Consider the following 19,896-nt stretch of genomic DNA (forward strand, 5'->3'; position numbering starts at 1 on the left):
GTCCCCCGGGATTCGGAATGTCCCGGTGATAGTGCCTCATGGGAGTGAGGCTGCCGTCTGATCACACAGAGAGGGAGCGATCTCTGAACAGGCTCGTGACAATGTGACGGTGACCGGGGCGACGGAGGACACGCGCGCCTCCCGCCGGTACTGGGAACCGGCAGCTCAGATGTCAGATCCGGCTGGAACACTGCGGACGTGAATCACACGACCCCCACGCGACCTTGGGATGCTTCCGCCGACACCCTGCCGTCCAGGGCACGCGCAGAACTCACCGGTACCAATGGGGAGGAGCTGCCGCACGTCTGCGCGGGCCGGCACAGCGTGCCCGACACGCGGAGCGTTCTCGCCGCGACGCTCGCTGCCGACCCAGGAGACCGGGTGAGGGCCGTGGGCTACCTGTACCGGCTGCTTCTCAATCGTGGGCGTGTGTTCCCGGCGACGGCCCCTGCCGCGCTGATCATCGCCACCCTGCTCGACGATCCACGCACCCTCGCCGCGGCGCGATGGGAGCGCAGGGCGGGCGAGCGGCCACTGCGCGCCGAACTGCTGAACTGGGTGGCCGCGTTCGCGGACCTCGCCCGTCTGGACGCCACGGAGCAGCTTGGGACACCGCAGGACGTGGCCGCGACACGGGCAGCGCGAGTGGCGCTCCACTCCCGAGTCGCGCCCTTCTGCGAGAACGACGATCCCCAGGTGAGGGAGGCCGCCGTCGCCGCCACCGCCCTGCTGCTCGCCGATCCGCTGCTCGCCTCGTCCATACCGCGCCACGCGCCGCTCGTTCGCACCGTCCTGGCCACGAGTGCGGACTCCTCCTACCGATGGATCGCCCGGGAGCGCCTGGCGGCATGGGGCGAGGACGTCGAGGGCCTCGTCGCGGCAGAGGACGAACGCCGCGCAACCCTGGCCAAGGCAGGCGGGGTGGCCGAGGATCCGTGGGACGAAGGCCAGGAGGCGGCGATGAGATGGCTGGCCGAGCAGCCGGTCGACACCGCGGCCGAGGAACTGCCCGGACGCCGGCACCCGGATTGGACCGCGACTGAGCCTGCGCTCCTGTCTGATCCTGCGGCCCCGTCTGAGCCTGCGCCCGAGGAACCCGTCGCTGTCCCGGGAAGCCGGCCGGGACATCAGGGGCCGTGGCGGATCGCGCGGGGCGAGGAGCGCGCAGAGTGGACGTTCACGCCCTTCGTCGGAGTCGGCCCGCTGCACTTCGGCATGACGCTGGAGGAGATCATCGATGCCCTGGACGAGCAGCCGACCGTGACGTCCCACTCCCACGATGGTGGCCGGCAGCAGCTTGTCCACGCCGACTTCGCCGCCACCGGAATCAGAGTCCTTTTCGGCGACGACCGCCTGGGATGCGTGGCCGTGAACGCGCTCGACGGCCCCCAAGTGAGACTCGACGACGTGCCGTTGACCGGCTGCGTGCCGTCCCGGCTGGGGGACTGGCTTCTCCACCGCACCGCGCGGCCGTCCTTCAGCGTCGCAGGTGACCCGATCTGCACCGACCTCGGCCTGGCGATCCGTTCCCAGTGGGCCGGCGACATCATGCTGACCCGACCACTCTTCCTGCTGCACGAATGGCGCGACCTCTGGCACTCGCTGCCCCAAGAGGAATGGAACTTCGCGTAGTGGCGCGCACATCCACTGACAACGGCCCCGACGCCGAAATCCCCACGCCACAGCGCGCTCGAAACATGACCGCCGTTGACGGCACGTCACGGTCCACACCCGCCAGGTGTCCGCGAAACTCCGATCGGCCGCGGATCCGGTCGGGCCCCGGGGCGCGGGGCCGAATCCGGTGGACTGCCCGACCGGACCGATGGCATGGTCATCGATCGTGACGAAGCACGGTTTCCTGGCATTGGCGCCGCAGTACACCACGACCTCCGAGCTGCTCTCGACGTCGGCACGTCGGCGGGGCATGGACGTCGAAGTCCTCCCCACCCAGGGCGGCGCGGGCACCGCTGCGGGGAGACGCGGCGGCCACTACTACGGCGGCCCCGTCTTCGCGGCAGGTGTCGTGGACGAACTCGAGCTCGCGCTCCTGGAGCCCTCCGACGACTGGCTGGTCACCGTGCCCCCCGCGTACACCGGACGCCATATCGCCATGGCGACCCTGGGCGAGGCCCGTCACCTGACCCGACCGGCCTTCGTCAAGCCGCCGACCGACAAGAGCTTCCCGGCCGCTGTCTACGCCGACGGTGGCCGGCTCCCGAGGGGACCCGAGCTGCCGCCCGAGGTCCCGGTGCAGATCAGCGATGTGGTGACCTGGGCGACGGAGTTCCGACTCTTCGTCCTGGACGGCGAGGTCCGCACGGGTTCGCAGTACGCCACCTTCGGCCATCTCGACGCCCGGCCCCTCGACGGCCACCGCCACGAGGACGCCGTCCTGGCGTTCGCGAAGGATTTTCTGGCCGACTGCGGCGACGGTCTGCCCAGCGCAGTGGTGGTGGACGTCGGGCTCCTGACCCCACCCGAGCACGGCGTCGCCGATCAATGGGCGGTGGTCGAGGCGAACATGGCGTGGTTCAGCAACACCTACGCCGCCGACCCCCACCGGGCCCTGGACGTCGTCCTGCGGGCCGCCGGCCCGCGTACCCGGACGGCGGCCCACGACCGCCGCTTCTGTCGCACCCCCGAGACCACTCGTCCCACCGGCTGAGGAGCGGCAGGCAGGGACTTGGGCGTCCAGCCGTGACAGGCGAAGCGGACGAAGTGACCGCGATCGGCAGCCGCAGGCGCCCCCAGTCCCCACCCCGCAAGCACGAGACCTCGATTCGCCACGTGCCGGCCCCTGGCGAGTCCGGGCGACCGGAGGATCTCGAACCTGTGGTCCTCGCCTGGGGACCGGAGTTCGCCAAGGCGCTGGGGTGCCTGGCCGACTCGAAGGACGCCGACGTCTCCCTCGTGGTCGTCCAAGAGATCAGCGACCCGGAGGACCCGCAGCTGAAGGGGCATCTTGCTGAGCGCGGCCCTGCTGGCCTGGCCGGCCCGGGCCGGAGCGTCGCTGGACATCGACCAGTACGTGTATCTCGACTGAGCCGACCGCAGGGGCGGAAGCCGGCCCTGGCCAAGCCGTGCCAGCAGCCGATGATCTGGCCGGGCCGACTGCCGTACGTCGGCCCGGGGAGCCCATACAAAACAGTAGTCGCGAGCTTCTCGACAGGTCATGATCGGTCCATGGAGGAGTACACGTGGCCAGGGCGTCGCCCCGAGGTGCCGGGGCTGTCGGCGGATGAGGTTTGGGCGGCGACGATTGCCGCACTTCCGGTTGGGGCCTCTGTCGTGGGAGAGGTGATCGGGCGTCAGCCATTCGGCGTGTTCATCCGGTTCGACGGCCTTCCGGGAGCCGTGGGGTTGGCCGAGATCATTGCCATGCCCGAAGGGATGGGACTGCCCGTTCTAGGAGCACGCATCCGCGGTGAGGTGGTCGACCACGTCGAGCACAACCGCCAGGTGAGAGTTCGGCTGCACGAGGCGGGGACAGCGATTGGGTGATCACGTCTGTGATGTCCTTGGCGGCGGGGGCTCGGGCCAGTGTGCGGCGCATGACCAGTGACATCCCGGCATGTCCCGAGTGCGGCCGGCTCTTGAAGTCCGGCGGCCTCGTGCTCTGCGTGCGCGAGGACGATGGCCGGCGGACCTGCCGATCGCTGTGGAAGTGTGCCGGTCGGCACGTCTGGTGGAACTGGACGGATCGGCCGGGCGACCCCCTGGAGATCTGCCCAGTCCCGCAGTTGTTCCGGTGACATCCAACGCTGACATCAACGACCACGAACAGCGACCCTCAACTCTCCATCCACCGGACGGTGCCGTTCTTCACCGATTCCGGGCACGCGCCCACTGGCGACATGGAATCAAGGGTGAAATGACGAGGACTTCAAGGTCTCCCTTTTCGGCGGGCCCCTTGAAGTCCTCGTCATCTTCAACGCAGCGATCGGCGCTCATCCACACGGCGGGGTGGGACTCCCAAGAACACGCCGGGCTCCGCGGAACCGTAGAAGATGTTGAACGTCTCCAGCCGGTAGGACCATTCACCGCCACACCTTCCGACGAACCGGTAGTTGATCTGCCACTGAAGCCACTCACCTGGAGCCAGGCGAACGGCGGGTGGGCGTCGGTTGCGTCGAGGCATGCCGAACATGGTCACTTCCGGTGGGTCCGCGCGCAGCAACCCATCCATCTCGCGAAGGACTGTGCCGGGATTCAGTAGATCCCGCACCTGCATGCGAGGCACGAAGGATTCGGACTCGCACATGGAGACCTCGTGCAGAGCAGAATTCAACCCCGGAGGCAACAAGAGGGCCGTGGGAGCGGCGTTCCTCCGGGCAGCTTCAGTACCGCCCCGCGACTTCTTGGTCCACGACGTAAGCACCCGCTGAACGACAGCATCCATGGGCCCGATCATGAGGCAGGACATCCCGCCGGGGCCACAGGAATACCTGCCCTCCCGGAACCGTCATCCGCAGGGCGAGCCGAGGCGCACTACGAGATCCATATCAATCATTGGCAGGCGTATCTGCTCCCTGTGGCGGACTCGGCAGGTTGTGCCACGCGTGGCAGCACCCCTCGGTGCAGTACAGCGTCCGCCTGCGGGTGTCGGCGATGGTGAAGAGGGCGACGAGAAGGCGGAATGACCTGGTGAGTTCGTAGGTCGGGAGCTGGTCCATTCCGAAGCGCCACTTCGTGAGCATCACCGCCGGCGTATGCGTCGGGCGAATGCCGGAACGCGCGATGCTCTCCGGCACGTCGTCCTCGCGAGCGCGGGCCTGCTGGCAGAACAGCACCACCGCGTGCAAGACCTTCCGTTGGTCGTCCTCCGAGAGGCCCTCGAACCAGTCGACACCCTCGGACGTTGGCCTGAGTCCCTGCGCGAGCTCGTTCAGGAGCACCTCGTGCGCGTACAGCACCGGCGTTCACCCCCGTGGTTTTCTCGGCTACTCCTGCTCGCTCGCCATCGCGTTGATCGCCGCCGCCGCCATCGCGCTGCCGCCTCGGCGGCCCCGTACGATCAAGTGGTCCAGGGCGGAGGGGTGTTCGGCCAGGGCCGCCTTCGATTCCGCGGCGCCTACGAAGCCGACCGGGACGCCGATCACCGCTGCGGGGCGGGGGGCGCCCTCCTCCATCAGTTCCAGGAGGCGGAAGAGGGCCGTGGGGGCGTTGCCGACGGCCACCACGGCGCCGTCCAGGTGGTCGCGCCACAGTTCCAGGGCGGCCGCGCTGCGCGTGGTGCCCAGTTTTGCCGCCAGGTCCGGCACCGACGGGTCGGAGAGGGTGCAGATCACCTCGTTGTCCGCGGGCAGCCGCTTGCGCGTGATGCCGCTCGCGACCATGGAGACGTCGCAGAGGATGGGTGCGCCCGAGCGCAGGGCCTCGCGGGCGCGGGCCACCACCTGGGGCGTGTACGCGAGATCGTCGACCAGGTCCACCATGCCGCAGGCGTGGATCATCCTGACCGCGACCTGGCTGACGTCGGCGGGCAGGGCCGCGAGGTCCGCCTCCGCGCGGATGGTGGCAAAGGACTCGCGGTAGATGGCCGCGCCGTCCTTCTCGTAGTCGAACACAGTCTTCTCGCTCATCCGTTGACGTCGTTCCGGGCGCGAGCATACCGATCATGACCCGGACGGCGATTCGGGCAAGGCCGGTCAGGCTGGTACGGCGTCCGGTGCGCGGGCGGAAGACGGGGCGTGGGCCGGGACCACCGGCCCACACCCCACGCCCCGGTCATGCTCCGAGCGCCGGCCCCGCTCCGGGAAGGCGCGGTCCTACGGTGAGTTCTCCACCGCCTCGCTCAGCGACAGCGCGAACCGGCCCTCCGCGTCCGTCCACCAGTGGGAGAGGCCGAAGCCCGCCGCGGCCAGTTCACCGCGGACGCCGTCCTCGCGGAACTTCGCCGAGATCTCGGTGCGGATCTCCTCGCCTTCCGCGAGGTGCACCGCCAGATCCAGGGCCGGGACCTTCACGGTCTGGGTGACGCGCGACCGCAGCCGCATCTCGATCCACTCGTTCTCGGTGTCCCAGAGCGCCACGTGCTCGAACGCGTCGAGGTCGAAGTCGGCGCCGAGTTCGCGGTTGACGACGCTCAGGACGTTCTTGTTGAACGCTGCCGTGACCCCGACCGCGTCGTCGTAGGCGGTGACGAGCACCGATGTGTCCTTGACCAGGTCGGTGCCGAGCAGCAGGGTGTCGCCGGGCGACAGCAGGGACCGTACGGACCTCAGGAACGTCGCGCGCTCGGCGGGCAGCAGATTGCCGATCGTGCCGCCGAGGAAGGCCACCAGCCGCGGTCCGGGGGTGTCCGGGAGCGTGAGACCGCCGGTGAAGTCGGCGATCAGCGCGTGGACGTCCAGGCCGGGGCGCTCGGCGATCAGCGCGTGACCGGCCTGGGTGAGCGCGCTCTCGCTGACGTCCACGGGCACGTACGTGTGCAGGTCCGGCATCGCGTCCAGCAGATGGCGGGTCTTCTCCGAGGATCCCGAACCCAGCTCGACGAGCGTGCGCGCACCGCTCGCCGCGGCGATCTCGGCGGCCCGCGCCAGCAGGATCTCGCGTTCCGCGCGCGTCGGGTAGTACTCGGGGAGTTCGGTGATCTTCTCGAACAGCGCGCTGCCGTGGGCGTCGTAGAACCACTTCGGCGGCAGCGTCTTGGGCAGGTGTCCGAGGCCGAGCAGGACATCGGCGCGCAGTGCCGCGTCCGTGGCGTCCTCGGGAAGGGTGCGGGTCAACAGGAACGGACTCACGTACGGGGCTCCTTGCGCTGTGCGGATGCCATGTCCTCGCTCATGTCCTTGAGCGGGGTGAGCAGTACCTCGGTGTGGTTCGCGGTGAGCAGGGTGCGGTCGGGGACCTCCCGCCAGAGCGGGTCGTCGTCGTACGGCTCGGAGGCCACGAGGGTGCGGCCGGGCTCGGTCAGGTACCAGAGGGTGTCGCCCCAGGCGGTCGCGGTGATCGTCCCGCCGTTGGTGAGCAGCAGGTTGAGCCGCGATCCGGGGGCCGCCTCGGCGACCTCCAGGACGGTGTCGGCCAGTGCCTGGCCCTCCTCGTCACCGGCACGCAGCCGGCGCAGGACCAGGGCCCACACGAACGCCGAGTCGCACCGGGCCTCCAGCGACAGCAACTCGGCCGGAGGCAGGCCCGCCACGAGCGGGGCGAGACTGCCGGGCCAGCCGCGGACGGCGCCGTTGTGGCTGAACAGCCAGGGGCCCGCGGCGAACGGCGCCGCCGCGGCCTCACCGTCGGCGCCCGCCACGGTCGCGTCCCGCACCGCGGCGAGCAGCGCCCGTGTCCCGATCACCCGGGCCAGATCCGCGAACGACTGGTCGCCCCAGATCGGACCGGTGCGCCGGTAGCGGGCCGGTACCGGGTCCCCCTCGGCGTACCAACCCACCCCGAAACCATCGGCGTTGACGGTCCCGTGCCGCTGGCGCCGGGGCGACCACGACTGCCGGAACAGACTGTGCTCCGGTGTCACGAGGAGCGCGCCGAGCCTCTCCTCGCTTCCCAGATACGCCAGATGACGGCACATCAGGCGTTCCCGTCGCGGGCCGTGCGGAACCCGGAGAAGATCTGCCGCCGGATCGGATAGTCCCAGTTGCGGAACGTGCCCCGGCAGGCCACCTGGTCCACCGCGAACGAGCCGCCGCGCAGCACCTTGTACTCCGGACCGAAGAACACCTCCGAGTACTCCCGGTAGGGGAACGCGACGAACCCGGGATAGGGCTCCAGATCGCTCGACGTCCACTCCCACACATCGCCGATCAACTGCCGTACGCCGAGCGGCGAGGCACCCTCCGGGTAGCTTCCCGCCGGGGCCGGGCGCAGATGCCGCTGGCCCAGGTTGGCGTGGACCGGCGAGGGGTCCTCGTCGCCCCACGGGTAGCGCGTGGAGCGGCCGGACACCGGGTCGTGGCGGGCCGCCTTCTCCCACTCGGCCTCGGTGGGCAGCCGCCGCCCGGCCCAGCGCGCGTACGCGTCTGCCTCGTACCAGCTCACGTGCAGCACCGGCTCCTCGGGCGGTACGACCTCGGTCACCCCGAAGCGGCGCCGCAGCCACTGCCCGCCCTCGCGCCGCCAGAACAGCGGCGCCTCGATGTCATGGGCGCGGATGTGGTCCCAGCCGGCCGGGGCCCACCAGCGCTCGTCGCCGTAGCCGCCCTCCTCGATGAAGGCCTGGTACGCGGCGTTCGTCACCGGAGTGGTGTCGATGAAGAACGACGGGACCGTGCGCCGGTGCGCGGGCCGCTCGTTGTCGAGCGCCCACGGTTCGGTGGAGGTACCCATCACGAACGGGCCCCCGGGCACCAGGACTTCGGCGGGACCGGTGAACGGCGGGGCGGGAGCGGGGTCCGGCGCCGTGAGGGCGACGGGTCCTCTGCGGAGCTGATGGGTGATCAGCATCGTCTCGTCGTGCTGCTGTTCGTGCTGCGCGATCATGCCGAACGCGAATCCGGACCGGGTCAGCCGGGTGCCCTCGAACGCGGCGTTCTCCAGGACGTCCAGCGCCCGGCCGCGCACCTCGGCCGCGTACGTACGGGCCTCGGCGGGCGGCAGCAGGGGCAGCGAGGGGCGTTCGGCGCGCGAGTGCTCGAACGCGTCGTAGATCCCGTCGATCTCGGGCCGCATCGCCTCACGCCCCGCGACCGCTCGCAGCAGCCACAGTTCCTCCTGGTTGCCGATGTGCGCGAGGTCCCAGACGAGCGGGGACATCAACGGCGAGTGCTGCGCGGTGAGATCGGGGTCCTCCACGCAGGAGGTGAGCAGGGCGGTGCGGTCGCGGGCGGTGGTGAGCGCGTCCAGCGCGCGCTGCCGGAGCGACTCCGGATCCGTGCGCGGCCCGGAAGCGGTCGTGTCGGAAGCGGTCGTGCCGGTCATGTGTTCAGATCCTTCCCGTCGGACAGGCCCTGCCGGGGGCCGGCCGGGCGCCGCCCGGACCGGCCGTCGTGATGAGCCGCGGCCGTGCCGGCCAGGTCGTCGGCGGGGCAGCGGCCCCGGGCCACATAGCGGTCGGTGAACTCGGCCACCGCGTCGAGCACCTCGGTGGTGGCACCGAGCCGGGGCAGCGCCTCGTACGCGGCCGCGAAACAGACCGCCGCGGCCTCGCGCAGCTCCGGATCGGCGAGGCCGAACCGCGCCGCGTCCTGCCACAGCGGGTTGCGCGGCGCAGGTGCGGGACCGGCCCGCTCCGCGAGCGGCTTGACCGTCCGGTAGGCGGTCTCGGCGGCGTCCGGGTCGTCGAACAGCGCCGCCGTCACCGCGAGCGGCACGATCCAGCCGTCCTCACCCGGCTGCGCGTCGATCATGCGGAGCTCCAGATGACCGCGCGGCCGCACCGGCGGGAACAGCGTGGTCATGTGGTACGCGAGGTCCTCCCGGTCCGGTGGCGCGGCGGACCGCGTCCAGTCCCGGAAACTGAGGCCTTTCGGGACCTCCCAGGGCCCCTCGGAGGCGCGTACGCACATCACCGGCGCGTCCAGGACACGCCGGGCCCAGGCCGCACGGGGGTCGCCGTCCAGGGGCGGCGCGTCGGTGCGTCCGGGGTCCATCGACGCCCAGAGCGACTGCCGGGTGGAACGCCAGCCGGTGTGCCGCCCGCGGGCCATCGGCGAGTGGGCGAACGCGGCCACCAGGACCGCGCCGAGCTGATGGGCCAGCCACCAGCGGCGCCCGTGCCCGAGCGGGCCCGGTTCCTCGTACCCGGCGTCCACGCACACCTGGACCGAGGCCGAGGTGCACATCATGGCGCGGCCCTCGGGACCCGCGCGGTCGAGGTACCGCTCCATGGCGTCGTATCTGGGCTCATGGAGGTAGCGGCTCGGGGGGTTCCAGGGGTCCTGGCCGAAGCCGCTGAGGCCGAGGCCCGCCTCACGCAGGGCGGCGCGTACGGCGTCGAGGTCGGCCGAGACGGATCGCACGCACTCCATCAGGGAGGCGGCGGGGGCGGAGCTGAGTTCGAGCTGCCCACCGGGTTCGACGGTGAGCGCCGAATTCAGGGCCAGGGTCCGCACCGCGGCGTACGCCGCTTCGAGTCGTTCAGGGGGTATCGGGAGCCGCGGTTCACGCAGCTCGTGGACGAGCCATTCCACCTCGACACCGAGGAGGCGGGGCGGACCGGTCTTGAAGCAGATGCCACGGACCAGTGCCTCCACCTCGGCCTCGGTGACGGAGGAGCGTCGTCGCTCCGTACAGTCACTCACCGAATCGGACATGTCTGGATCCTCCTGAGATTCCACCATGCCGCCGGCCCGTGGCCTGGTGGGCCGGACCGGCAATGACTGTTCCACCCAAGACCCTTTCGGCGGCTCGCACAAGGGTGCAAATCGTTTCTTTGGGGACCGGGAGGCACTGTTCGCGGGGCCGCGAAACTCTGTTGCGCCGCAGGACCAGCATCACTCACGATGCGTTCATGGGCACGACGGGGGAGCACACGCAGGCCGCGCCCGTGGCGCGTACGGGGGTCGCGCCATGAGCGCGCGCCTGCGTGCGATCGCCCGGGAGACCGAGGAGATCGTGGCGGCCGGGGGCTACCGCGGACCCTCTGGGGGCGCGGTGTCCATCGCCGAGGCGATCGAGGCCGCGCGGGCCGGGACGGTGCTGCACGGACCGGAGCCGGTGGGGATACCGTCGGTGACGCCGGTCGTGACGTCGTTCGAGGTCACGGGCGAGAGCAGCCTGGAGGCGGCCCGCCGGCTGGTCTCCGGGGGCGGGGACCCGGTCGCCGTGCTGAACTTCTCCTCGGCGCGCAACCCCGGCGGCGGCTACCTGAACGGCGCGCAGGCCCAGGAAGAGGCTCTCTGCCGGGCCTCGGCGCTGTACACCTGTCTGCTGCGGGCCCGCGGTTTCTACGACCATCACCGCGCCCATCGTGACGCCTTCTACACGGACCGTGTCATTCACTCGCCCGGCGTACCGGTGTTCCGGGACGACCGCGGCAGGCTCCTCGACGAACCGTTCCGGGCCGGTTTCCTGACCGCGGCGGCACCGAACGCCGGGGTCGTCCTGCGTACCGCCCCGGGGCGGGCGGCCGACCTGCCGGGCGCGCTGGCGGTCCGGGCCGAACGCGTCCTGGAGACGGCCGCCGCCCACGGCTACCGCCGCCTGGTCCTCGGGGCCTGGGGCTGCGGGGTGTTCCAGAACGACCCCGCGCAGGTGGCGAGGGCCTTCCAGGGGGTGCTGGCCGGGGGCCGTCTGGAGGGGTACTTCGACCAGGTGGTGTTCGGCATCCTGGACCGCACACCGGGCGGGACGACTCGCGCGGCGTTCGAGCGGGTGTTCGCACCGGAACCGCGCCTGGCGTGAAGCCTCGTCCGGCGTGAAGCCCGGGCCGGGCATGAAGCCCCGCCGGCGTGAAGCCATTGCCGGGCGTGAGGCATCCGCCCGGCGTGAAGCCCCGGTCGGGCATGGAGCCCCGCTGGACCTGAAGCCCGGGCCGGGCGTGAAGCCCCCGCCCGGCGTAAGCCCTCGCCCGGCGTCGAGCCCCCGCCGGCGTTCCGCACGCACCCTCCCGGCCGCCGCCCGGTGACGCGCAGTCGCGCCGCTCGGGCGTCCCTCGCAGCGGCGAGGTGGGCCACCTCGCCGCACGGCCGTCACGGGGGAGCGGGGGAACCGGGGAACCGGAGAGCCCGGGAACCGGGGGAACCGAGACGCTCAGCGCCAGCCGTACCGTTCGCGCAACCGGTGTACGACGGAGTTGAACCGCATCCGGTCCAGCGCGCACGCCTCCCGCCGCATCCCGTCCTCGTGCAGCCGCAGCACGCGGTCCACGTTCACCCAGGAGTCCCGCCCGGTCCGGTCCCACGGTCCGCTGCCGATCGGCACCCATTCGCGGTCGCCGTTGTGCGCCTTGCTGGAGAGCTGGACGGCGAGCAGAGTGCCCCCGGCCTCCCGGGCCACGACCAGCACCGGGCGGTCCTTGCCCCGGCCGTCGTTCTCCTCGAAGGGGACCCACGTCCAGACGATCTCCCCGGGATCGGGGTCGCCGTCGTGCGCGGGGGCGTACTCGGTCTTCACGGGGCCGACGTCGCGGGGCTCGGCCTCGGTGGTGGCGGAGGGGCCGTAGCGGCCCGGGACGGCTTCTTCGGTGTCATCGGTAAAGGCAGTCACGCGGGCCACCGTAAAGCCTGCGCGCCAGGTCGCGACGGGCGGGTCCGGGGCCGGAGGGCTCGGCACGGCTCCGAGGCGGGCCCAACTTCCCCGAGGCTCCCGCCCCATGGAGTGCGGCGCGCCGGGGGAGACGGCGACGGGCGTACGGGAGTCGTGGTCCAACTCCCGTACGCCCGCGCCCTACTGATCAGAACAACCGGTGACGGTACGCCTCAGCGCACCGATCCCACCCCTAGGGCCTGTCGTTTGGATCACGCGGCGGTACGCGGGGCAGGGCACGCACATCTGCGGCGTTGTCGTCGGTTGCCGACGCTCCGCGTCGTCGCCCTCCTTCGCCTTGCAGCTGAACGCACCCTGCCCCGCTCGGCCCCATCGACAAGGCATCGCACCTCGGCGCCGACTGATCCAAACGACAGGCCCTAGTCCTTCTCCACAGGCACCTTCTCACTGACCGGCGGCACGACCCCGTTGAGCTCCGCCGCCGGGTTCTTGGCCGGGGTGCCCTCGGGGTTCATCGAGGAGAGCAACTGGCGTGCCAGGCCGAGGCCCGTGCCGCCCATGGTGAGCGCCTTGGCGAACAGGTCCGACATGCCGTCGGCGCCGTTGAGCAGCACCATGTGATCCACGTTGCCGAACGCGCTCGCGCCCGCCTGGACGATCTCCGGCCAGTTCTCGGCGAGTTGCTGGGCGACCACGGCCTCCTGGTTCTCGGCCAGCGCGGCGGCGCGGGCCTGGATGGCCTCCGCCTCCGCGAGCCCCTGGGCCCGGGTCGCCTCGGCTGCCGCCAGACCCTTGGCCTGCGCGGCGGCGGCCTCGGCCTCACCGGTGGCACGGGTGGCCTGGGCGGCCGCGGCACCGCGTGCCTTGGTCGCCTCGGCCTCGGCGTTGGCCGCCGTCTTGACCCTGGTCGCCTCCGCCGCCGCGGCGAGCTCGGTCTCCTTGGCCTTGGCCTGCGCCGCCGAGATCCGGGCGTCACGATCGGCCTCGGCCCGTGCCCGGATCTCGTAGGCCTTGGCGTCCGCCGGCTTGCGGACGTCCGCCTGGAGCTGCTGCTCGCGGCGATGCGCCTCGAGCTCGGCGACCCGTGTCTCCTGGACGACGACGTCCTGCTGAGCGGCGGCCGCCGCGAGCGGACCGGCCATCTGGGCCGTCGCCGCCGCCTTGTCCCGCTCGGCCTGGTAACCGGCCTGCTGGATCTCGCTGTCCCGGGTCGCCTCCGACATCCGCGCCGCGGCCTTCTGCTCGGCCTCGGTGGCCAGCCGGTTCGCCTCGGCCTGCGCGATACGGGCGTCACGCTGGACGGCGGCGGCGTGCGGCATGGCCAGGTTCCGGATGTAACCGGTCGGGTCCTCGATCTCGTGGATCTGCAGCGAGTCGACGATCAGGCCGAGCTTCTCCATCTCCGTACCGCAGGCGGCCCGGGTCTGACCGGTCAGCTTCTCCCGGTCGCGGATCATGTCCTCGACGGTCAACCCGCCGACGATGGACCGCAGATGGCCGGCGAACACGTTGTGCACCCGCTCCGCCATCATCTTCTGCTGGTCGAGGAAGCGACGCCCCGCGTTGGCGATCGACACGAAGTCGTCGCCCACCTTGAAGATGACCACGCCCCGCACCTTGAGCGGAATGCCCTGGGTGGTCACGCAGTCCACGTGCAGTTCGGTCTCGTTGAGGTCGAGCGAGATCTTCCGCACCGCCTGCACGCCGGGGACCACCAGCGTGCCGCGCCCCGTCACGATGCGGAATCCCATGCCTTCCTCGAGACCTTCGGTCCGATGCTTCGAACCGGAGATGATCAACGCTTCGTTGGGCTCCGCGACCCGCCACATGAGCTTGAAGACCACAACGATGAAGATCAGTGCGAGGACAACCGCCCCCGCCACGACGCCGACAACCATCGGCATACGCCCCCTTTGGATGGTGCCCTTTCGGCACCGAACGAACGGGAGTGTGCTCCTCGCCGACACCGGAATACAGAGGTGCGTGAATCCTTGTTGCGTTCTTGACGCATACGGCTCTCACCTGGGACGAGGGCAGCTCAACTGTCGATGGGAAAGCGCGAGTTCGCCCTCCAGGAGGGCAGCCGGAGTCCCGAGCCGGCGCGGGGCGCGCTCAGCTCTCGTACGCGGGCGAGACGTACACCGTGCGCGGCGGCAGGTACTCCACCACCATCACCACCGTGCCCCGCTCGATACGGTCCTTCGGCGCGGCCGGATACGCGAGGAAGTGCTCGGCGCCGCCGCGCACCCGGACGATCACCTCGCCGACGAGCCCGGGTCCGACCGTGCCGGTGACGCGTCCCATCAAACCGACCATCGAGGCATCGTCCATGGCCACAGCGTAAGGCCGGAACTCCCCTACGCGGCCGGTGAGTCCACGGCGGCCTCGTGCGGAGGCCACCGTTCGTGCCAGCGCAGGTCCGCCTCCAACTGCGCGGCCAGCGACACCAGCAGTGGCTCGCTGTCCGCCGGGCCGAGCAACTGCGCGCCGACCGGGAGCCCTTCGCCGACGAAGCCCGCGGGGACGTTGACGCCCGGCCAGCCGAGAACGTTCCACGGCCAGGCGTACGGGCAGGCGGCGATCATGGCGCGGTCGGTGCGCAGCCCGCTCAGGCCGAGCATCGCGCCGATGGCCGGCGGGGGAGCGGCGGTGGTGGGCGCGAGCACCACGTCGTAGGTGTCGAAGAGCGCGCCGACGCGCCGTCGCAGCCCGGCCTCGGCCCGGCGGGCCGCCCGCAGCGGAGCGCCGCCGAGCAGCCGGCCGAAGCGCGCCGCGCCGTGCGTGCGCCGGTCGAGGAGTTCGGGGAACGGTACGGCGCGCACATGTTCGGCGATGCCCGCCGTGGCGCGCGGGACGAACGTGAGCCCGATGGGCCCGTAGCGGGGATCGGCCTCCTCGACCGTGTGCCCGAGCGCGGCGAGCCGCTCCGCGAGCGCGAGGACCTTCGCCCGTACGGCGGGGTCGAGCCGGGCGGGCTGCGCGGTGAAGGGCGGTTTCAGTGACAGCGCGATGCGCAGCCGGCCCGGATCGCGGCCCACGGCGTCGTGGACGCGCAGCGTGGCCGGCCGGTGCAGATCGCCCGCGTGGCTGCCGCTCGCCGCGTCCAGCAGCAGGGCGGCGTCCGCGACCGTGCGGGCGAGCGTGCCGTTGACCGTGATGCCCTGGAAGGACTCGGGGCGCGGCCACGTCGAGATCCGGCCGCGCTGCGGTTTGATGCCGACCAGATGGGTCCAGGCGGCCGGGATGCGCACGGATCCCGCCCCGTCCGAGCCCAGTGCCGCGGGCACCAGGCCCGCGGCCACGGCGGCCGCGGAGCCCCCGGACGAGCCGCCGGGGGTGTGTCCGTGATGCCAGGGATTGCGGGTCGCGCCGAAGGCCGGGCCCTCGGTGAAGGGCCACTGGCCCAGCTCGCAGGTGTTGGTCTTGCCGACCACGACGGCCCCGGCCGCGCGCAGCCGGCGGACCGCCTCGCCGTCCTCGGGCACCGGCGGGAAGTCCCCCGCGCAGCCGAACGCGGTCGGCTCGCCCGCCACGTCCATGTCGTCCTTGACCGCGAGGGGTACCCCGAGAAGCGGCCGCCGTCCGCCCGCGGCCAGTTCCGCGTCCGCCGCGTCGGCCTCCGCGAGGGCGGCCTCGGCGCGCACCAGCCGGAAGGCGTTCACCGTGGGCCGGGCCGCCTCGATCCGGGCGAGCGCCCGCTCGACCAGCTCGCGCGAACTCACCTCGCCCGCGGCCAGCGCACGCGCGCTCTCCGTCAGCCCTGGGGCACGGTCGGGATCCATCCGGGTCACCTCCGAAGCGGTTGTCTACCGAACGGTAACCTCTGGGGTCGCGGGGCGGTACCGGACCCTCAACCTCCTTTACGGAGGCGGGAGTTCCGTAAACGGCGGGCCCGTTCGGGTGCCCCGGCGCGAGGCGGTGTCCGAGCCCTCTGCAAGGATGCGTCGCGTCATGGCGCAGATACCGAAACAGTCCGCCGGCCGGCCGGCGCCCGCACGACGTCCCGTACCGACCAGTGCCGACGTGGCACGCTTCGCGGGTGTCTCCCGCGCGACCGTCTCGTACGTCCTGAACAACACGAGCGCGGTCCGTATCAGTGAACCGACCCGGCGCCGGGTCCGCGAGGCCGCCGAGGAGCTCGGATACGTTCCGCACGCGGCCGCCCGTAGTCTGCGCGCCGGACACAGTCGCATGGTTCTGATGCCCGCCCCGACCGCCCCCGTGGGTCCGCTCTACCACCAGTTCTTCGCCGAACTCCAGTCCGAGCTGGGGCGGCTCGACTACACGGTCGTCCAGCACGGCAGTGTCGGCCTGCGCGGCGACGAGGCGGCCCGCGCCTGGGCCGAGCTGCGCCCGGTCGCCGTCCTGGTGCCCGGCAGCGGCCTCGGCCCGCAGGGTGTCGCGGTGCTCAAGCGGGCGGGCGCCCGCGCCGTGGTCACCCTCGGGCCCGAACGGGTCGAGGGCGCCCACGCGCTGCTCATGAACCACGACCGGGTCGGCCACTGCGCCGGTGTCCATCTGCTGTCCGGGGGCCGCCGCCGCATCGGTGTGGTGATGCCCGGGGAGAGCGGTCTGGAGATCTTCTCCAGGCCCCGCCTCGACGGCGTCCGGCGGGCCGTGCGCGGCACGGACGCGACGGTGACCGAACTGCCGCTGGCGTACGAGGAGGAGGCCGCCGCCCGGCTCGCGGCGCGCTGGCGCTCCCTCGGTCTCGACGCGGTCTTCGGGTACAACGACGAGTACGCGATGCTCCTCATGCGCGCCCTCCAGGACGAAGGCGTCGCCGTGCCGGAGGAGACCGCCGTCGTCGGCGCCGACGACCTCATGCTCGGCCGGCTGCTGCGGCCCCGGCTGAGCACCGTGCATCTCGATCTGCCCTCCGGCCGCGACCTCGCCGAGCTGGTCGACCGCGTGGTCCGCGAACCGGGCGCCGAGCCCGAGACGCACGAGGTGCTCGGCGCACGAGTGGTGCACCGCGCGTCGAGCTGAGAGAGGCTGGTGCCGCAGCAGGCAGAGGGTTGCCGCCTCGCGACACCGGGCCTGCTCGCCCGGCCCGCGCACGGCGGGGCGGTCGCGTGCCGGAGTGCGGACCCGGCGGCAGCGGACACGGGAGGCACGTCATGCGGACCACGGTCGGCATCATCGGCGCGGGCCCGGCAGGACTCCTGCTGGCCCGGCTGCTGCACCGGACGGGGATCGACTGTGTCGTCCTGGAGAGCAGGGACCGCGCCTACGTCGAGCGCCGCCAGCGGGCGGGCATGCTGGAGCAGGGCACGGTCGACGCCCTGCGCGAGTGCGGGGCGGGCGAGCGGCTGGACGCCGAGGGCCTGGTCCACCACGGGATCGAGCTGCGCTTCGAGGGCGAGCGCCACCACATCGACTTCCCCGGGCTCACGGGCGGGCGGACCGTCACGATCTACGCCCAGACGGAGATCGTGAAGGATCTCGTCGCCCTCCAACTCGCGGACGGGCCACCCCTGCTGTTCGGGGCCGAGGCACTCGCCGTGGAGAAGCCGGAAAGCTCCTCGCCCGTCGTGCGGTTCGCGCACGAGGGACACGAACGCACGCTGGACTGCGACTGGGTGGTGGGCTGCGACGGCGGCCACGGCGTCGCGCGCGCCGCGTTCCCGGCCGGGACGGGCCGCTCGTACGCGCACGACTACCCGTACTCCTGGCTCGGCATCCTCGCCGATGTGCCGCCCTCCTGCGAGGAGTTGATCTACGCCCGGGGTGACACCGGCTTCGCCCTGCACAGCATGCGCTCCCCGTCGGTGTCCCGGCTCTACCTCCAGGTCCCGAACGGCACCGACGCCGGCGACTGGCCCGACGAGCGCGTCTGGGGCGAACTGGACGCGCGTTTCGCGGTCGACGGGGACTGGCGCCTGGAGCGCGGACCCGTCACCGCCAAGTCGGTCACCCCGATGCGCAGTTGGGTCCACGAGCCGATGCGCCACGGACGGCTGTTCCTGGCCGGGGACGCCGCCCACATCGTGCCGCCGACCGGCGCCAGGGGGCTCAACCTCGCGGTGTCGGACGTACGGCTCCTGGCCCGCGCGTTCGCCGCACTGCATCGCACCGGTTCGACGGAACTCCTGGACCGCTACTCGCGGACGGCCCTCGAACGTGTGTGGCAGGCCACCCGTTTCTCGTACGACATGACTAAGATGTTGCACGCTCAACCAAATGAGGATGCCTTCGAACGCCGGATGCAGCTCGCGCGACTGCGCCGGATCACGGCATCGCGTTCCGCCGCCGCCGAACTGGCAGCGAACTACACGGGACTTCCGCTGGCCCCCCGGCCGCAGGAGTCCGCGGAGTCCCGCTGGTGATCAGTGACCGATCGGAGAGCCGACATGCCGCTGCTCGACCCCACGACCTGGCAGTCCCGCCCCCTCGCGGGCGATGAGTACACCGTCACCGAACCCGCCACCGGCGAGAGCCTCGGCACGGTCACCCTCGCCGCCGCCGAGGACGTCGCGAGCACCGCGCGGACCGCACGCGCCGCACAGACCGAGTGGGCCACGGCCCCGCACTTCGTCCGTGCCGCCGTACTGCGCCGGGCGGGTGACCTCTTCGCCGCGCACGCCGACGAGCTGCGCGACTGGATCGTACGGGAGTCCGGCTCCATCCCGGGCAAGGCGGACTTCGAGCTGCACGTCGCCGCCCAGGAGTGCTACGAGGCGGCCGCCCTCGCCTCCCGCCCGACGGGCCAGATCCTGCCGTCCGAGGCCCCGCGGCTGTCGTACACGCGACGCGTCCCGGTCGGTGTCGTGGGCGTGATCGCGCCCTTCAACGCGCCGCTGATCCTCTCGATCCGCTCGGTCGCCCCGGCGCTCGCGCTCGGCAACGGCGTCGTCCTGAAGCCGGACCCGCGCACCGCCGTGTGCGGCGGCCTCGCGCTCGGAGCCGTCTTCGCCGAGGCGGGACTTCCCGACGGGCTGCTCCAGGTCCTGCCCGGCGGCCCCGAGGCCGGCCGCGCCGTCGTCACCGACCCGCTGATCCCGGTCATCTCCTTCACCGGCTCGACCGCCGCGGGACGCGCGGTCGGTGAGGCGGCCGGACGTCATCTCAAGCGCGCGCACCTGGAGTTGGGCGGGAACTCCGCCCTGGTCGTCCTGGAGGACGCCGACATCGAGGCGGTCATCTCCACGGCGGCCTGGGGCTCGTTCTTCCACCAGGGCCAGATCTGCATGACCACCGGCCGCCACCTGGTCCACGCCTCGCTGTACGAGGAGTACGTCGAACGGCTCGCCGCCAAGGCCGACTCGCTCACCGTCGGCGACCCGCACCGCGAGCAGGTCCACCTCGGACCCATCATCGACGACGCCCAACTCGCCAAGATCCACGGGCTGGTGGAGTCCAGCACCGCGGGCGGCGCGAAGCTGGCCGCGGGCGGCACGCACGACCGGCTGTTCTACCGGCCCACCGTCCTCGCCGGAGTCGACGACACGACCCCGGCGTACGCGGAGGAGGTCTTCGGCCCGGTCGCCCCGGTCCGCTCCTTCGGCACCCTCGACGAGGCGGCGGCCCTGGCCTCGGCGGGACCGTACGGCCTGGCCCTGGGCATCGTCACCCGGGACACCGCCCGCGGCCTCGACCTCGCCGAACGCGTCCCGACCGGGATCGCGCACATCAACGACCAGACCGTCAACGACGAGGCCGTCGCACCCTTCGGCGGCACGGCCGCCTCCGGCACCGGCGCCCGCTTCGGCGGCGAGGCCAACCTGGACGCCTTCACCGACCTGCGGTGGACGACGGTGCGCGGGGACGTGGCGGGCTACCCCTTCTGAGGGG

Annotated in this window: 17 protein-coding genes; 7 read left to right on the forward strand and 10 right to left on the reverse strand. The window is 72.0% G+C overall.

Going from position 1 to position 19,896, the window contains the following annotated elements; translation table 11 throughout:
• Positions 1-429 precede the first annotated feature (429 nt).
• The 3 genes from ACIQ7M_RS22820 (at position 430) to ACIQ7M_RS22830 (ending at position 3,501) form a co-directional block, all read left to right on the forward strand.
• The gene (locus ACIQ7M_RS22820; protein WP_403647139.1) at positions 430-1,632 is read left to right on the forward strand and encodes a hypothetical protein; all 1,203 of its coding nucleotides are present in this window, start codon (positions 430-432) and stop codon (positions 1,630-1,632) included.
• A gap of 190 nt (positions 1,633-1,822) precedes the next feature.
• The gene (locus ACIQ7M_RS22825) at positions 1,823-2,665 is read left to right on the forward strand and encodes an ATP-grasp domain-containing protein (RefSeq protein WP_403647142.1); all 843 of its coding nucleotides are present in this window, start codon (positions 1,823-1,825) and stop codon (positions 2,663-2,665) included.
• A gap of 518 nt (positions 2,666-3,183) precedes the next feature.
• Entirely contained in the window at positions 3,184-3,501 is a 318-nt protein-coding gene (locus ACIQ7M_RS22830; RefSeq protein ID WP_403647145.1) for a hypothetical protein, read from the forward strand.
• 1,001 nt (positions 3,502-4,502) lie between these two features.
• On the opposite strand, the gene ACIQ7M_RS22835 is transcribed toward ACIQ7M_RS22830, so the two are convergent.
• The 6 genes from ACIQ7M_RS22835 to egtA form a co-directional block, all read right to left on the reverse strand.
• The gene (locus ACIQ7M_RS22835) at positions 4,503-4,913 is read right to left on the reverse strand and encodes a DUF5958 family protein (protein WP_403647148.1); all 411 of its coding nucleotides are present in this window, start codon (positions 4,911-4,913) and stop codon (positions 4,503-4,505) included.
• A 27-nt stretch (positions 4,914-4,940) separates the two neighbouring features.
• Positions 4,941-5,582: a precorrin-8X methylmutase gene (locus ACIQ7M_RS22840; protein ID WP_403647151.1), complete on the reverse strand. Its 642-nt coding sequence runs from the start codon at positions 5,580-5,582 to the stop codon at positions 4,941-4,943.
• Between the two features lie 186 nt (positions 5,583-5,768).
• A complete protein-coding gene (gene egtD, locus ACIQ7M_RS22845) occupies positions 5,769-6,743 on the reverse strand; it encodes an L-histidine N(alpha)-methyltransferase (protein WP_403647154.1) in 975 nt (324 codons plus the stop codon).
• Entirely contained in the window at positions 6,740-7,528 is a 789-nt protein-coding gene (gene egtC, locus ACIQ7M_RS22850) for an ergothioneine biosynthesis protein EgtC (protein ID WP_403647157.1), read from the reverse strand. Before egtC ends, egtD begins: the two co-directional genes overlap by 4 nt.
• A complete protein-coding gene (egtB, locus tag ACIQ7M_RS22855) occupies positions 7,528-8,874 on the reverse strand; it encodes an ergothioneine biosynthesis protein EgtB (protein ID WP_403647160.1) in 1,347 nt (448 codons plus the stop codon). The genes egtC and egtB overlap by 1 nt, the downstream gene beginning before the upstream one ends.
• Complete coding sequence (gene egtA / locus ACIQ7M_RS22860; protein WP_403647163.1) at positions 8,871-10,208, reverse strand: ergothioneine biosynthesis glutamate--cysteine ligase EgtA; 1,338 nt, start codon at positions 10,206-10,208, stop codon at positions 8,871-8,873. The genes egtB and egtA overlap by 4 nt, the downstream gene beginning before the upstream one ends.
• A 256-nt stretch (positions 10,209-10,464) precedes the next feature.
• Between egtA and ACIQ7M_RS22865 the strand changes: the two genes are divergently transcribed.
• The gene (locus tag ACIQ7M_RS22865; RefSeq protein WP_403647166.1) at positions 10,465-11,298 is read left to right on the forward strand and encodes a TIGR02452 family protein; all 834 of its coding nucleotides are present in this window, start codon (positions 10,465-10,467) and stop codon (positions 11,296-11,298) included.
• A gap of 348 nt (positions 11,299-11,646) precedes the next feature.
• On the opposite strand, the gene ACIQ7M_RS22870 is transcribed toward ACIQ7M_RS22865, so the two are convergent.
• The 4 genes from ACIQ7M_RS22870 to ACIQ7M_RS22885 form a co-directional block, all read right to left on the reverse strand.
• Positions 11,647-12,102 (reverse strand): type II toxin-antitoxin system PemK/MazF family toxin, encoded by a 456-nt coding sequence (locus ACIQ7M_RS22870; protein ID WP_403647169.1) that lies wholly within the window; start codon positions 12,100-12,102, stop codon positions 11,647-11,649.
• A gap of 419 nt (positions 12,103-12,521) precedes the next feature.
• Positions 12,522-14,006: an SPFH domain-containing protein gene (locus tag ACIQ7M_RS22875; protein ID WP_403647172.1), complete on the reverse strand. Its 1,485-nt coding sequence runs from the start codon at positions 14,004-14,006 to the stop codon at positions 12,522-12,524.
• 208 nt (positions 14,007-14,214) lie between these two features.
• Positions 14,215-14,439 carry a hypothetical protein gene (locus tag ACIQ7M_RS22880; protein ID WP_386982356.1) on the reverse strand — a complete coding sequence of 75 codons (225 nt, stop codon included), beginning with the start codon at positions 14,437-14,439 and terminating at the stop codon, positions 14,215-14,217.
• 20 nt (positions 14,440-14,459) lie between these two features.
• The gene (locus ACIQ7M_RS22885) at positions 14,460-15,884 is read right to left on the reverse strand and encodes an amidase (protein ID WP_403647175.1); all 1,425 of its coding nucleotides are present in this window, start codon (positions 15,882-15,884) and stop codon (positions 14,460-14,462) included.
• Between the two features lie 157 nt (positions 15,885-16,041).
• Between ACIQ7M_RS22885 and ACIQ7M_RS22890 the strand changes: the two genes are divergently transcribed.
• The 3 genes from ACIQ7M_RS22890 (at position 16,042) to ACIQ7M_RS22900 (ending at position 19,892) form a co-directional block, all read left to right on the forward strand.
• The gene (locus ACIQ7M_RS22890; RefSeq protein WP_403647178.1) at positions 16,042-17,091 is read left to right on the forward strand and encodes a LacI family DNA-binding transcriptional regulator; all 1,050 of its coding nucleotides are present in this window, start codon (positions 16,042-16,044) and stop codon (positions 17,089-17,091) included.
• 131 nt (positions 17,092-17,222) lie between these two features.
• On the forward strand, positions 17,223-18,431 hold the full coding sequence (locus ACIQ7M_RS22895) for a 4-hydroxybenzoate 3-monooxygenase (protein WP_403647181.1): 1,209 nt from the start codon (positions 17,223-17,225) through the stop codon (positions 18,429-18,431).
• 24 nt (positions 18,432-18,455) lie between these two features.
• Positions 18,456-19,892: an aldehyde dehydrogenase family protein gene (locus ACIQ7M_RS22900; protein WP_403647184.1), complete on the forward strand. Its 1,437-nt coding sequence runs from the start codon at positions 18,456-18,458 to the stop codon at positions 19,890-19,892.
• Positions 19,893-19,896: the final 4 nt, after the last annotated feature.

It is taken from the genome of Streptomyces sp. NPDC096324, from assembly GCF_044763015.1.
In the GTDB taxonomy this organism is placed as follows: Bacteria; Actinomycetota; Actinomycetes; order Streptomycetales; family Streptomycetaceae; genus Streptomyces.